Raw genomic sequence first — 13,289 nt, 5'->3', positions numbered from 1 at the left:
CCCCGGGACGGCCGGGGCGCCAAGCAAGCGCTTAGACAATTGCGGCCAGGGTCACACCGCTCCACACGTGACCCGGACCATACGTACGGGTAACTTCCCAACCAGCCGCCAATCCCCCGTAAGTCAATGGAGCCGTGATGCCCGAAGCCGTCATCGTCTCGACCGCCCGTTCCCCGATCGGCCGCGCCTTCAAGGGCTCCCTCAAGGACCTGCGCCCGGACGACCTCACCGCCACCATCATCCAGGCGGCCCTCGCGAAGGTTCCCGAGCTGGACCCGCGGGACATCGAAGACCTGATGCTCGGCTGCGGCCTTCCCGGCGGCGAGCAGGGCAACAACCTCGGCCGCGTGGTCGCCGTGCAGATGGGCATGGACCACCTGCCGGGCTGCACCATCACCCGTTACTGCTCCTCGTCCCTGCAGACCTCCCGCATGGCCCTGCACGCCATCAAGGCCGGCGAGGGCGACGTCTTCATCTCGGCCGGTGTCGAGACGGTCTCGCGGTTCGTCAAGGGCAACTCCGACAGCCTGCCGGACACGCACAACCCCTTCTTCGCCGAGGCCGAGGCCCGTACCGCCGCGGTCGCCGAGCAGGAGGGCACGACCTGGCACGACCCGCGCGAGGACGGCCTCGTCCCCGACGCCTACATCGCCATGGGCCAGACCGCGGAGAACCTCGCCCGCTGGAAGGGCGTCACCCGCCAGGACATGGACGAGTTCGGCGTCCGCTCGCAGAACCTCGCCGAAGAGGCCATCAAGAACGGCTTCTGGGAGCGCGAGATCACCCCGGTGACCCTCCCGGACGGCACGGTGGTCAGCAAGGACGACGGCCCGCGCGCCGGCGTCACCCTGGAGGGCGTGGCGGGCCTCAAGCCGGTCTTCCGCCCCGACGGCATGGTCACCGCCGCCAACTGCTGCCCGCTGAACGACGGCGCCGCCGCGGTCGTCATCATGAGCGACACCAAGGCCCGCGAGCTGGGCCTGACCCCGCTCGCCCGCATCGTGTCGACCGGTGTCTCCGGCCTGTCCCCCGAGATCATGGGACTCGGTCCGGTCGAGGCCTCCCAGCAGGCGCTGCGCCGCGCCGGCCTGACCATCGACGACATCGACCTGGTCGAGATCAACGAGGCCTTCGCCGCCCAGGTGATCCCCTCCTACCGGGACCTCGGCATCGACCTCGACAAGCTGAACGTCAACGGCGGCGCCATCGCCGTCGGCCACCCCTTCGGCATGACCGGCGCCCGCATCACCGGCACGCTCATCAATTCCCTCCAGTTCCACGACAAGCAGTTCGGTCTGGAGACGATGTGCGTCGGCGGCGGCCAGGGCATGGCGATGGTGATAGAGCGCCTCAGCTGATCCGGTCGGGTCCCGCACGGTGACCGGCGCGGGACCCAGCGTGACCTTTCGGCCCGGCGTTCGATCCTAATTCGAACGCCGGGTCGATTTGTGATCCAATCTCCCCCAGGATGTGACCTATCTCCCTCAGTGGAGATATCAACGCAGGTCAGAGCGGCTGTACGGGCAAAACCCAGGGCCAAGCCCCTGTCCGATTCGTGACGTTACGCACTGACAGCTGGTTAGTCCACCCTTCAAGCTGATGTAGGAAGTCGGGGGTCGACTTTGAACCAGGGAGTACGTCAGTGAGCGCCATGCCCCTCGCCCTGCTGCTCACCACGGCCGCCACCGGTGCCGTGGGCGTCGCCGTCCTGCGCACCGTGCTGGTGCTGCGCCGCCAGGTCGCGGCCCTGCAGTCCCAGCTCGCCGAGAGCCAGGCGGCCGCGACGCGCGCCCTGCTGCCCGCCGCCCGCACCACGGCCGACACCGAGGAGATACGCGCCGCGGTGGCCGAGGCCCTCGCCGAGGAGCGGGAGCGGGAGCTCGCCGAGGCGCGTGCGTTCTGGGCCGCACAGGAGTCCCGTGACGCCTCCGACGCGCCTTCCCTGCTCGGTCTGGCCGACACTCTGGCGGACACCGAGCTGTTCCTGCCCCGGCAGGCCGACTTCGTGGGCCTGGAGCCGCTGGAGCCGGTGACCGAGCCGACCACCGACGCCGACGAGTTCGCGGCAGACTCCCCGGAACTGGCCGCGGCCCGCCGCCGCCACCCCTCGCACCCCGACTTCGTACCGGTGCAGTCGCCCGTCGTGAACGACCACGAGCGCACGGTCATCGCCCTGGAGCAGCTGGCCGAGTGCCGGGTCGAGCTGACCGACGTCCGCCCGGGCCCGCTGGGCACCCTCGACGTCTATGTCTTCGCCGACGGCACGACCCTGTGCATGACGCCGGGCCACCGTGAGACGGCGGAGCGCCTCGCGGCCGCCCTGCGCGCGGGCGAGAACCCGTACCTCCTCGGCGGCTCGGGGATCTCGGGCGCGTACACGCTGACGTTCGCGTGCGGCGAGGACAACGTCTACATCCTCGCCGACCGGGTCATCGCGTCCCTGTAGTCGACGGCCACGGCGGCTCGCCGCCCCCGCGCCGGAGGTCGCTCAGACCCCGGCGCGTTTCTGTGCCTCCTCGACCAACGTCACCGCCTCCTCCACCTCGGCGTCGGTTTTCAGCACGAGTGCCAAGTCGTGCACGGCCACGGTGATCTGGTCGGCGACCGCGAACATGCCCGCGTCCGGCATCTCTCTAGGCTCCCCCGAGGGATCCTCGATCCGCTGGGCGCGCAGTGCCAAGTCCCTGGCCAGCGCCAGCGCTTCGGCGGCGGCACTCCGCTGGAGGCGGCTCTGTGGCGCGGCCCGCAGCCGGTCGGCGAAGTGATCCACGGCTCGGGTCAGAGGTGTCGTGTCAACCACGCCGCGAGACTACGCGTCGCACCTGGACTGTTGCCAATACGCCAACGCTCAGGCACGGTGACGTGAAGGACCGGCTTCATCGAATGCGTCCGGAGGCGCCGATGTCCCAAGTCTTCTCCGAGGAGACCCATCGCAATCTGCTCGCCCGCATCCCCCACTGCACCGGCCGTGAAGTCTCGGACTGGCTTCGCGCCGTCGAGGAAGGCCCCGCTCTCTTCCGCTTCGAGGAGAAGGTCAGCTGGCTCCGCCACGAGCACAACCTCGCGTACGGCCACGCCAAGGCAATCGTTCACGAATACGACCTGAGGAGGGCCGCGCGCAAACTGCTCTAGGCGCGCACCACGCATACGACGAAGGGCCCCGGATGCACCCGGGGCCCTTCCCTGTCACCGCGGCACCTCGGCGCCGCGCCGCGCGCTAGTCGTTGCTGCTGAAGATGGCCACCAGCCGCAGCATCTCCACGTAGATCCACACGAGGGTCAGGGTCAGGCCGAACGCGGCCAGCCAGGCCTCCTGGCGCGGCGCGCCGTAGGCGATGCCGTCCTCGATCTGCTTGAAGTCGAGGGTCAGGAAGAAGGCGCCGAGCAGGATGGCGATGATGCCCACGATCGCGCCCAGCGGGCCGAAGCTGCGCAGACCGCCGTCGGAGGCGACACCGAACGCGACCAGCAGCAGGTTCACCGCCATGACCAGCACGAACGCGATGGCGATCGACATGCCGATACGGGCGTAGCGCGCCGTGACGCGGATCCAGCCGGCCTTGTAGACCAGCAGGGTCGCGGCAGTGACCGCCATGGTGCCGAGCACCGCCTGGAACGGGGCGCCGCTCCACTGGCTGTTGTACATCTCGCTGATCACGCCGAGGAAGACGCCCTCGAAGGCGGCGTATCCCAGGATCAGCGCGGGCGAGGGGGTGCGCTTGAAGCTCTGCACGAGCGCCAGCACCATCGCGATGATGGCGGAGACGAACGCCAGGCCGTAGCTGGTCGCCGAGACCGGCAGCACCGCCCACGCGAGGACGGCGCCGACGGCGACCGTGCCGAGCGTCATGGCCGAGCGCATGACGACGTCGTCCATCGTCATCCGGCCGGTGGTGACCGGGGCCTGCGGCGGGGCGCCGTACTGCTGGTCCTGCTGGGCGTAAGGGTTCTGCGCGTAGGGGTTGCCGCCCTGGGCGTACGGGTTGCCCTGGGCATAGGGGTTGCCCTGTGCGTACCCGGCCTGCGGCGCGGTGTTGAAGCCCGCGTAGCCGTTGTCGCGGCTGAACCCCCGTCGCGAGAAGACCGGGTTACTGCTCCTCATTTCACTCCTCCATGGCCACCCTGCGTGGCCTTGGCTCAAGAGTAATAGGTTGGCAAAGGACTGGCCCTAGTTCTTGGGGAGGATCTTTCCCTCGCCGTGCACGCCAACACGCTACGCGGGTGCCTCATTCCCGGCCACGGAGGGCCCCATCCCATGACCAACCCGCTACCTGCCCGGAACCGACCGGAAACCAGTCGGCCGAACGGGGTGGCCCCGGGGGCCCGGTACGGCAGCGTCGTCGCATCCCCTGGCGCCGAGAGACAGATGGTGCTCCTCGGCCGCGGCCACGACGACGTGTGGTGGCTGCGACCGGGAGGCGGTGATCCCGTGGCGCCGTCAGCAGGCGCGGGAAGTGCCCGGAACCGGACTTGAACCGGTACGCCCGCGAGGGGCAGCGAGGTTTAAGCTCGCCGTGTCTGCTTTCCACCATCCGGGCAGGCCATGGGCTCCGCTTCGAGGGCCCGAGCCTATCGGGATACATCCCCCGAACAGCGGTAGGGCTGACCCGATGTTGTCTTATTTTATTGACGTCTGAGGGAGCATCAGCCCCCGGTACGGGCCATCCGCACTTGCCAATAGCGTTACGTGCGGTGGATGTGCGCGTACACGGAATGACGGAATTTCACCGTCCGAACGAGGGGGCTCCACCCGTTCTTGACGTCTCCCCCGACGTCTCCCTGTCCCCGACTCGGGGTCCGGCGTCATCCCCAGGTATGACACGACGTCCTCCGGTCCGACCGGAGTCTGTCTCTGGAACGGGAACAGCGGGTGACTACTCGGCGGTGGACGGCCGGGACGATGGATCAGTACCGACGAACACCGCCGTCCCGACAGGAGTGCCCTTCCGTGACCACCACACCCATCGCCGACCGGACCACCACAGTGGCCGCGCGCGCCACGGATCTGTCGAAGGTCTACGGACAGGGCGAGACCCAGGTGGTCGCCCTCGACCGGGTCTCCGTCGAGTTCCGCCAGGCCGAGTTCACCGCGATCATGGGGCCGTCCGGGTCCGGCAAGTCGACGCTGATGCACTGTGTGGCCGGTCTGGACACGTTCTCCTCCGGGTCCGTGCGCATCGGCGACACCGAGCTCGGCTCGCTGAAGGACAAACAGCTGACCAAGCTGCGCCGGGACAAGATCGGGTTCATCTTCCAGGCGTTCAACCTGCTGCCGACGCTGACGGCCGCGGAGAACATCACCCTGCCGATGGACATCGCGGGCCGTAAGCCGGACAAGCAGTGGCTCGACCAGGTGATCCGCATGGTCGGCCTGGCGGACCGGCTCGGCCACCGCCCGTCCCAGCTGTCCGGCGGCCAGCAGCAGCGCGTCGCCGTCGCCCGTGCCCTGGCCGCCAAGCCCGACATCATCTTCGGCGACGAGCCGACCGGAAACCTCGACTCGCGCTCCGGCGCCGAGGTGCTGGGCTTCCTGCGCAACTCCGTCCGGGAGCTGGGCCAGACGGTGGTGATGGTGACCCACGACCCGGTGGCCGCTGCCTACGCGGACCGGGTGGTGTTCCTCGCGGACGGCCGGATCGTCGACGAGATGCACGGCCCGACGGCGGACTCGGTGCTCGACCGCATGAAGCGATTCGACGCCAAGGGCCGCACCAGCTGACCGCCGACCACACCACGGATCGAAGAGAACCCATGCTCCGCACCGCCTTGCGCAACGTATTCGCGCACAAGGCCCGGCTCCTCATGACCGTGCTCGCCGTGATGCTCGGCGTCGCGTTCGTCTCGGGGACCCTGGTCTTCACCAACACCATCTCAAACGCCTACCAGAAGAGCTCCGCCAAGGGCTTCGACCAGGTCGACGTCGCCGTGACGCCGAAGGCCCAGGACGACAAGGGCAACACCATCGGCAAGACCCCCGAGCTCACCCGGGCGCTGCTCGACAGGAGCGCCGCGGTGCCGGGGGCGGCCTCCGCGATCGGCGTCGTCAACGGGTTCACCGCCATGGCCGACAAGGACGGCAAGCTGATCGGCGGCGGCTGGCAGTCGCAGGGCGGCAACTACTGGGGCACCGAGGACACCCGGTACCCGCTCGTCGACGGCCACGCCCCGAGCGGCAAGGGCCAGGTGCTGATCGACTCCAGGACCGCCGAGCGCGCCGGCTACAAGGTCGGCGACACCGTGCGCATCTCGGTCGACGGCCCCGTGCTCACGCCGAAGATCACCGGCATCTTCACCACCGACGACGGCAATGTCGCCGCGGGCGGCAGCCTCGCGCTCTTCGACACCGCGACCGCGCAGCACCTGTTCGGCAAGAAGGGCTCGTTCGACGAGATCGACGTCCGGGCGAAGCCGGGCACCAGCCAGAGCGCGCTCAAGTCCGCACTGGACAAGGCGCTGCCGGCCAAGCTCGTCGAGACCACCACCGGCAAGACGCTCGCCGACGACCAGGCGCGGCAGATCTCGGACGGCATGAGCGGCCTGCGTCAGATGCTGCTGGTGTTCGCGGGCATCGCGCTGTTCGTCGGCACGTTCATCATCGCCAACACCTTCACCATGCTGGTCGCCCAGCGCACCAGGGAACTCGCCCTGATGCGGGCGGTCGGCGCCTCGCGCCGGCAGGTCACCCGGTCGGTACTGATCGAGGCCTTCGTGGTGGGCACGGTGGCCGGTGTGACCGGTCTGGTCGCGGGCATAGGCATCGGCGCCGGACTGCGCTCCCTGATGGGTTCGATCGGGGCGACCGTCCCGGACGGGCCGCTGGTCGTCTCGCCGGGCACGGTCGCGGCCGCCCTCGCGGTCGGCATCGTCATCACCATGCTGGCGGCGTGGCTGCCGGGCCGCCGGGCCGCGAAGATCCCGCCGGTGGCCGCGATGAACAGCGTCCACGCCAAGGCGACCACCAAGTCGCTGGTGCTGCGCAACACGATCGGCGCCCTGTTCTCGGCGGCCGGTGTGGCGGTGGTCCTGGCGGCCACGACGATGGACGGCTCGGACGGCGAGGCGCCCATGGCTCTCGGCGCGGTCCTCCTGATCATCGGCGTGTTCGTCCTCACCCCCCTCCTGTCCCGCCCGCTGATCGCCGCGGCCGCCCCGCTGTTGCGCGTGTTCGGCGTCTCGGGCAAGCTCGCCCGCCAGAACTCGGTCCGCAACCCGCGCCGTACGGCCGCCACGGCCTCGGCACTGATGATCGGCCTGACCCTGATCACCGGTATGACAGTGATGGCGGGCAGCCTGCAGAAGTCCATCGACAAGATGGCCAGTTCGGCGCTGCGCGCGGACTACGTGGTCTCGATGGCGAACGGCAACGAGCTCTCCCCCAAGGTGGCCCGCAAGCTCGCCGCCACCGACGGCGTGACCGCCATCAGCCCGCTGCGCAACGCGCCCGCGCGCATCGACGGCGAGACCGAGTTCCTGACGGGCGTCAACGGCTCCGCGATCGGCGAGCTGACCGATCTGAAGGTCGACAGCGGCACCTTCAAGGTGGGCGGCTCCCAGGTCGTCGTCGACGACGAGCGCGCCAAGTCCTACGGCTGGAAGGCCGGTTCGAGCTTCACCGTCCACTACGAGGACGGCAAGCAGCAGAAGCTGACGGTCGCCGGGATCTACGAGGGCAACGAGATGATCCACGGGATCATGCTCGACAACACGGCCCTCTCCCCGCACGTGAGCGACCCGGCGGACATGCAGGTCATGCTGAAGACGGCGGACGGTGCGTCGAGCGCAACGAAGGACAAGCTGGAGAAGGCCCTCGGCACCAACCCGGCGATCAAGGTCCAGGACAAGAAGGACCTGTCCAACTCGATCGCACAGATGTTCACGCTGATCCTGAACATGGTCTACGGCCTGCTGGCCATGGCGGTGATCGTCGCGGTCCTCGGTGTCATCAACACCCTGGCGATGTCGGTCTTCGAACGCTCCCAGGAGATCGGCATGCTCCGCGCGATCGGCCTGGACCGCAAGGCCGTCAAGCGGATGGTCCGTCTGGAGTCCCTGGTCATCTCCCTGTTCGGCGGGGTGCTGGGCATCGGGCTCGGGGTGTTCTTCGGCTGGGCGGCCGGTGAGCTGCTCGGCACGAAGATGGCGACGTACGAGCTGGTCCTGCCGTGGGCCCGGATGGGCCTCTTCCTCCTGCTGGCCGGGGCGGTCGGCGTCCTGGCCGCGCTGTGGCCGGCCCGGCGGGCGGCCCGCCTGAACATGCTGGCGGCGATCAAGGCGGAGTAGCGGTGTAGTACTCATCACTACCGAGGGGCCCCCTCCGGAGACGGAGCGGGGCCCCTCTCTCATGTGGACCTCACGCACTCCACACGCGCGCACGCAACGGCATCCCGGACGTCCCCGACTCGGGTGTGCGCACCGCCAGGACCTGGTTGACGCCGATGCGATTGCGTTCGAAGGCGAGGGCGCAGGCCGCCATGTACAGGCGCCAGACACGGGCGCGACCGGGGCTGGTGAGCCGTACCGCGCGGTCCCAGCCGGCGTCCAGAGCGGCGACCCAGCGGCGGAGGGTGAGGGCGTAGTGCTCGCGGATCGACTCCACGTCGCGCACCTCGAACCCGGCGCGCTCCAGCTGGGTGACGGTGGAGCCGAGCGGGGCGAGCTCGCCGTCGGGGAAGACATAGGCGTCGATGAACGGGTCCGGGTGGTACGACGACTCGTCGCGCTGCGGGCGGCGGGCGATCTGGTGGTTGAGCAGCCGGCCGCCCGGTTTCAGCAGGCCGTACAGATTGGTGGCGTACTCGAAGTAGCGCTCCGCGCCCACGTGTTCGGCCATGCCGATGGAGGAGATCGCGTCGTACGGGCCGTCGGCGACGTCCCGGTAGTCCTGCACCCGGATCTCGATCCGGTCGGTGAGACCCTGGTCGGCGACGCGTTTGCGGGCGTACGCGGCCTGCTCCTGGGACAGGGTGACGCCGACGACGCTCACGCCGTGCTCATGGGCCGCGTGCATGGCCATCGAGCCCCAGCCGCAGCCGACGTCGAGGAGCCGCTGCCCCGGTGTCAGGCCGAGCTTTCGGGAGACGAGTTCGAGCTTGTCGCGCTGGGCGGACTCAAGGGTGCCGGCGTCCTCCCAGTAGGCGCAGGAGTACACCATGGAGGGGCCGAGGACGAGCTCGTAGAAGTCATTGCCGACGTCGTAGTGGTGGCTGATGGCGCGTCGGTCGCTGCGCCGGGTGTGCAGACGGTGGGTGGTGCGGCGGACCTCCTCCCGGGGCGGGGCGGGCGGCAGCGGGGGCCCGGCGAGCCTCAGCAGCCGGACGGCGGCCGCCCGGACGTCCGGGTCGCGCAGCGTCTGCAGGAGGGTCCTGGAGCCCTCCGCGCGCTCCCACACCAGTGCGGACATCGCGTCGAGGGCGGTGTAGAGATCGCCCTCGATCTCCAGGTCGCCGGCCACCCAGGCCCGGGCCAGGCCCAGTTCGCCCGGCTTCCACAGCATGCGGCGCAGGGCGCGGCGATTGCGGACGACCAGGGTCGGGGCGCCCGGCGGGCCGGACTGCGAGCCGTCCCAGGCGCGGATCCGTACGGGGAGCGGTTCTCCCAGCAGCTGCTCGGCGAGACTCGTCAGCCGCGACGCGGCGTCGGCCATGGCGCACCTCCGTGAAAGGTATCGGCCCATTGGTTCCGGTCTCCACCCGGTCTCCCGGTGAACGACCGTCCACGCCGACGTCATTCCCCTTCACCCGGCCTGTGCCGACACGCTCCCCGAACCATCACACCGACGCCACGCCACGAAGCGGCACGGCCGGCCCCGGCACGGGGGCATCCGCCGCCGTGCATGCCGAAGGGGCCGCCCGCACCACGGATGGCGGGCGGCCCCTTCGGGCACTTCGGTGACCTGGGGCAAAAGGCCCCTGGGGTCAGGAGGCCTTGGCCTTCTCCCCGGTCTTCGCGGCGGCGACCGGCGCCGGCTTGGCGGCCTCGAAGAACTCCTCGCGCGGGTTCTGCATGGCGCCCAGCGACACGACCTCGCGCTTGAGGAACATGCCGAGGGTCCAGTCGGCGAAGATGCGGATCTTGCGGTTCCAGGTCGGCATGGCCAGACCGTGGTAGCCACGGTGCATGTACCAGGCCAGCCGGCCCTTGAGCTTGATCTTCGTCTTGCCCATGACGATCATCGCAACGCCCTTGTGGAGACCGAGACCGGCCACCGCGCCCTTGTTGGCGTGCGAGTAGTCCTTCTGCGGGAAGCCCCGCATACCGGAGATCACGTTGTCGCCGAGCGCCTTGGCCTGGCGCAGCGCGTGCTGGGCGTTGGGCGGGCACCAGGCGTTCTCGACACCGGCCTTGCGGGCGGCGACGTCCGGCACCTGGGCGTTGTCGCCCGCGGCCCAGATGTAGTCCGTGCCCTGGACCTGGAGCGTCGGCGCGCAGTCGACGTGACCGCGCGGACCGAGCGGCAGGCCGAAGCGGGCGAGCGCCGGGTTCGGCTTGACGCCGGCCGTCCAGACGATCGTGTTGGAGTCGACCTCGAGGCCGTTCTTCAGGACGACGTGGCCGTCGACGCAGGAGTCCATGGAGGTGGAGAGGTAGATCTCCACACCGCGGCTCTCCAGGTGCTCCTTGCCGTACTGGCCGAGCTTCGGCCCGACCTCGGGAAGGATCTTGTCGGCGGCGTCGACGAGGATGAAGCGCATGTCCTCACGGGACACGTTCTTGTAGTACTTGGCCGCGTCCCGGGCCATGTCCTCGACCTCACCGATGGTCTCCGCACCGGCGAAGCCACCGCCGATGAAGACGAAGGTGAGCGCCTTGCGGCGGATCTCCTCGTCGGTCGTGGAGTCGGCCTTGTCGAGCTGCTCGAGGACGTGGTTGCGCAGGCCGATGGACTCCTCGATGCCCTTCATGCCGATGCCCTGCTCGGCAAGGCCGGGGATCGGGAAGGTGCGGGAGACCGCGCCGAGCGCGATCACCAGGTAGTCGAAGGGCAGTTCGTACGCCTCGCCGACCAAGGGTGCGACCGTCGCGACCTTGCGGTCCTGGTCGATGGTGGTGACCCGGCCGGTGAGCACCTCCGCCTTCGGCAGCACGCGTCGCAGCGGGACGACGACGTGGCGAGGGGAGATGTTGCCGGCGGCGGCTTCGGGCAGGAAGGGCTGGTAGGTCATGTACGACCGGGGGTCGACGACCGTGACGGTCGCCTCGCCGTAGCGCATCTTCTTGAGAATGCGCCGAGCTGCGTACAGGCCTACGTACCCACCGCCTACTACGAGGATCCTGGGACGCTCCGTGGTGCTCATGCCATCGAGTATCCACCCGCCCCTAGGGGGCCGCTCGTGCGCCCCTTCACAAGCTTCTTGAGGGTGCGTGCTACACTCCGCGACCCGCGTGACACAGGTCATGTCGACAAGCCGGAACCACTGTGCCTGACGACCTGTTGTCAATGCCGCGTGAGCTGCCTCTCCGTCCGTTCGGAGGGCCTGTGAGACCCCTGCGCGACCCTCCGGCGACACCGTCGCCGAGCGCCTCCGTGACGCCCTCTCAAGTGCGCTCCGAGGGCCGCTGAACCCTCGTACGGCTCAATGAAGGACCTTCGGCCCCTCGACAGGGCCGAATTCCTTGTGAAGAACTTCACGAACTTTCTCGGGAGGGCGCCCCGCAGGGGTGTGTCACCGCCCCCGGAACGCGCTCATACGCTACGCGAACTGCTCAGCAGAGAGCTACTGACCAGTAAGAAAAGAGACCCGGACCACCCCGCAAGGACGGGCCTACGCCACCGACCACGCGATGCCGTCGAGGATGTCGTGCTCGCTCACCACGACCTCCTCGGCGCCGATCCGCTCCATGATCGCCAGCAGTACGAGGGCCCCGGCGCCGATCACGTCGACCCGGCCCGGGTGCATGGACGGGATCCGGGCCCGCTCGGCATGGGTGGAGCGCAGCAGCCACTCGGTGATCTCCCGGACCCGGTCGTGGGAGACGCGGGAGTGGTGGATGCGGGCGGAGTCGTACTCCGGCAGCTCCTGCGCGATCGCCGACACCGTCGTGACCGAGCCGGCGAGGCCGACGAGCGTGTGCGCCTCGCGCAGCGGGACCGTCTCCTCGGCGAGGTCGAGGGCGGCCTCGATGTCGGCCCTCATGGCGGCGATCCGCTCCGCGGTGGGCGGGTCGCTGACGACGCCCTCGTGCACCAGGTGACGCTCGGTCATCCGCACACAGCCCACGTCCACGGACCGCGCGGCCCCCACGTGGTCGTCGCCGACGACCAGTTCGGTGGAGCCGCCGCCGATGTCCACCACCAAGTAGGGCCTGGTGAGGTCGTCGCGGCCGGTGAGTTCCTTCGTGGCGCCGGTGAAGGAGAACTCGGCCTCCTGGTCGCCCGAGATGACCTCCGGTTCGACGCCGAGGATGTCGAGGACGCCCCGGACGAACTCGTCGCGGTTCTCGGCGTCCCGGGAGGCGGAGGTGGCCACGAACCGCAGCCGCTCGGCGCCGTGCTCCTTGATGACCGCCGCGTACTCGCGGCAGGCGGCGAAGGTCCGCTCCAGCGCCTGGGGAGCGAGCCGTCCGGTGCGGTCGACGCCCTGGCCGAGCCGCACGATGGTCATCCGGCGGTCCAGGTCGACCAGTTCACCCGTCTCCGGGTCCGCGTCGGCGACCAGCAGCCGGATGGAGTTCGTACCGCAGTCGATCGCGGCGACCCGGGTCACTGGTCCTCCTCCTTCGGGACCGTCACACAGGCCCCCTTCATCCACCACTCGGGCAGCATCGCGAGCGCCTCGTCGCCGAGGGGGTTCACCCCCGGCCCGGCGGCCAGCGAGTGGGCGACCAGCACGTGCAGGCACTTCACCCGGTCCGGCATGCCGCCGGCGCTCGGGAAGCCCGTCAGCACCTCGATCTCGTCCCGGCGCCGGATGTAGTCCTCGTGCGCGGCACGGTAGGCGGCGGCCAGCTCCGGGTCCGTCTGTAGCCGCTCCGTCATCTCCTTCATGACGCCGTTCGCCTCCAGGGTGCCGATGGCGGAGGAGGCCTTCGGGCACGTCAGGTAGTACAGCGTGGGGAAGGGCGTGCCGTCGGGCAGGCGCGGAGCCGTCTCCACGACGTCCGGCTGACCGCAGGGGCACCGGTGCGCGATCGCCCGCAGCCCGCGCGGCGGACGCCCGAGCTGCTGCTTGAAGGCCTCGACGTCCGCGTCGGTGGGCTCGGTGCGCGGAGTGGGCGGCGGGGGCGTTTCCATGACTGTCTTCAGGCTGTCTTTCTCTGGCTGTCGGTTCACTGTCCGGCGTCGTCGGTGC

General features: G+C 69.6%; 11 protein-coding genes and 1 tRNA gene. 5 read left to right on the top strand and 7 right to left on the bottom strand.

Annotation, left to right across the window (positions count from 1 at the left end; genetic code table 11):
• Positions 1-137: 137 nt before the first annotated feature.
• Both ACFY1J_RS25640 and ACFY1J_RS25635 read left to right on the top strand, forming a co-directional pair.
• Positions 138-1,358, top strand: coding sequence for an acetyl-CoA C-acetyltransferase (locus ACFY1J_RS25640; protein WP_390731998.1), 1,221 nt, complete (start codon positions 138-140; stop codon positions 1,356-1,358).
• A gap of 293 nt (positions 1,359-1,651) precedes the next feature.
• The gene (locus ACFY1J_RS25635; protein ID WP_390710009.1) at positions 1,652-2,446 is read left to right on the top strand and encodes a hypothetical protein; all 795 of its coding nucleotides are present in this window, start codon (positions 1,652-1,654) and stop codon (positions 2,444-2,446) included.
• A gap of 42 nt (positions 2,447-2,488) precedes the next feature.
• Here the strand turns inward: ACFY1J_RS25635 and ACFY1J_RS25630 are convergent, their stop codons facing one another.
• Entirely contained in the window at positions 2,489-2,800 is a 312-nt protein-coding gene (locus ACFY1J_RS25630) for a hypothetical protein (RefSeq protein ID WP_263209552.1), read from the bottom strand.
• A 101-nt stretch (positions 2,801-2,901) separates the two neighbouring features.
• On the opposite strand from ACFY1J_RS25630, the gene ACFY1J_RS25625 reads away from it, so the two are divergent.
• The gene (locus ACFY1J_RS25625; protein ID WP_316748890.1) at positions 2,902-3,132 is read left to right on the top strand and encodes a DUF4287 domain-containing protein; all 231 of its coding nucleotides are present in this window, start codon (positions 2,902-2,904) and stop codon (positions 3,130-3,132) included.
• Positions 3,133-3,217: 85 nt separating this feature from the next.
• Here the strand turns inward: ACFY1J_RS25625 and ACFY1J_RS25620 are convergent, their stop codons facing one another.
• Both ACFY1J_RS25620 and ACFY1J_RS25615 read right to left on the bottom strand, forming a co-directional pair.
• Complete coding sequence (locus ACFY1J_RS25620) at positions 3,218-4,102, bottom strand: Bax inhibitor-1/YccA family protein (RefSeq protein WP_390709931.1); 885 nt, start codon at positions 4,100-4,102, stop codon at positions 3,218-3,220.
• A gap of 353 nt (positions 4,103-4,455) precedes the next feature.
• Positions 4,456-4,538, bottom strand: a tRNA-Leu gene (locus ACFY1J_RS25615).
• Between the two features lie 410 nt (positions 4,539-4,948).
• Between ACFY1J_RS25615 and ACFY1J_RS25610 the strand changes: the two genes are divergently transcribed.
• Both ACFY1J_RS25610 and ACFY1J_RS25605 read left to right on the top strand, forming a co-directional pair.
• A complete protein-coding gene (locus ACFY1J_RS25610; RefSeq protein ID WP_390709930.1) occupies positions 4,949-5,719 on the top strand; it encodes an ABC transporter ATP-binding protein in 771 nt (256 codons plus the stop codon).
• A 32-nt stretch (positions 5,720-5,751) separates the two neighbouring features.
• The gene (locus tag ACFY1J_RS25605; RefSeq protein WP_390709929.1) at positions 5,752-8,280 is read left to right on the top strand and encodes an ABC transporter permease; all 2,529 of its coding nucleotides are present in this window, start codon (positions 5,752-5,754) and stop codon (positions 8,278-8,280) included.
• A gap of 70 nt (positions 8,281-8,350) precedes the next feature.
• On the opposite strand, the gene ACFY1J_RS25600 is transcribed toward ACFY1J_RS25605, so the two are convergent.
• The 4 genes from ACFY1J_RS25600 to ACFY1J_RS25585 all read right to left on the bottom strand — a co-directional run bounded on the left by ACFY1J_RS25600 (position 8,351) and on the right by ACFY1J_RS25585 (position 13,231).
• The gene (locus ACFY1J_RS25600; RefSeq protein WP_390709928.1) at positions 8,351-9,643 is read right to left on the bottom strand and encodes a class I SAM-dependent methyltransferase; all 1,293 of its coding nucleotides are present in this window, start codon (positions 9,641-9,643) and stop codon (positions 8,351-8,353) included.
• Positions 9,644-9,914: 271 nt separating this feature from the next.
• On the bottom strand, positions 9,915-11,294 hold the full coding sequence (locus tag ACFY1J_RS25595; protein ID WP_390709927.1) for an NAD(P)/FAD-dependent oxidoreductase: 1,380 nt from the start codon (positions 11,292-11,294) through the stop codon (positions 9,915-9,917).
• A gap of 468 nt (positions 11,295-11,762) precedes the next feature.
• Complete coding sequence (locus tag ACFY1J_RS25590; protein ID WP_390709926.1) at positions 11,763-12,704, bottom strand: exopolyphosphatase; 942 nt, start codon at positions 12,702-12,704, stop codon at positions 11,763-11,765.
• Positions 12,701-13,231, bottom strand: a complete 531-nt coding sequence (locus ACFY1J_RS25585) for a DUF501 domain-containing protein (protein WP_363300264.1) — start codon at positions 13,229-13,231, stop codon at positions 12,701-12,703. Before ACFY1J_RS25585 ends, ACFY1J_RS25590 begins: the two co-directional genes overlap by 4 nt.
• Between the last annotated feature and the right edge of the window lie 58 nt (positions 13,232-13,289).

Source organism: Streptomyces sp. NPDC001406, from assembly GCF_042895285.1.
GTDB lineage: Bacteria > Actinomycetota > Actinomycetes > Streptomycetales > Streptomycetaceae > Streptomyces.
Note: the sequence above shows the minus strand (reverse complement) of the source record. Positions and strands in the feature narration are given on the sequence as shown.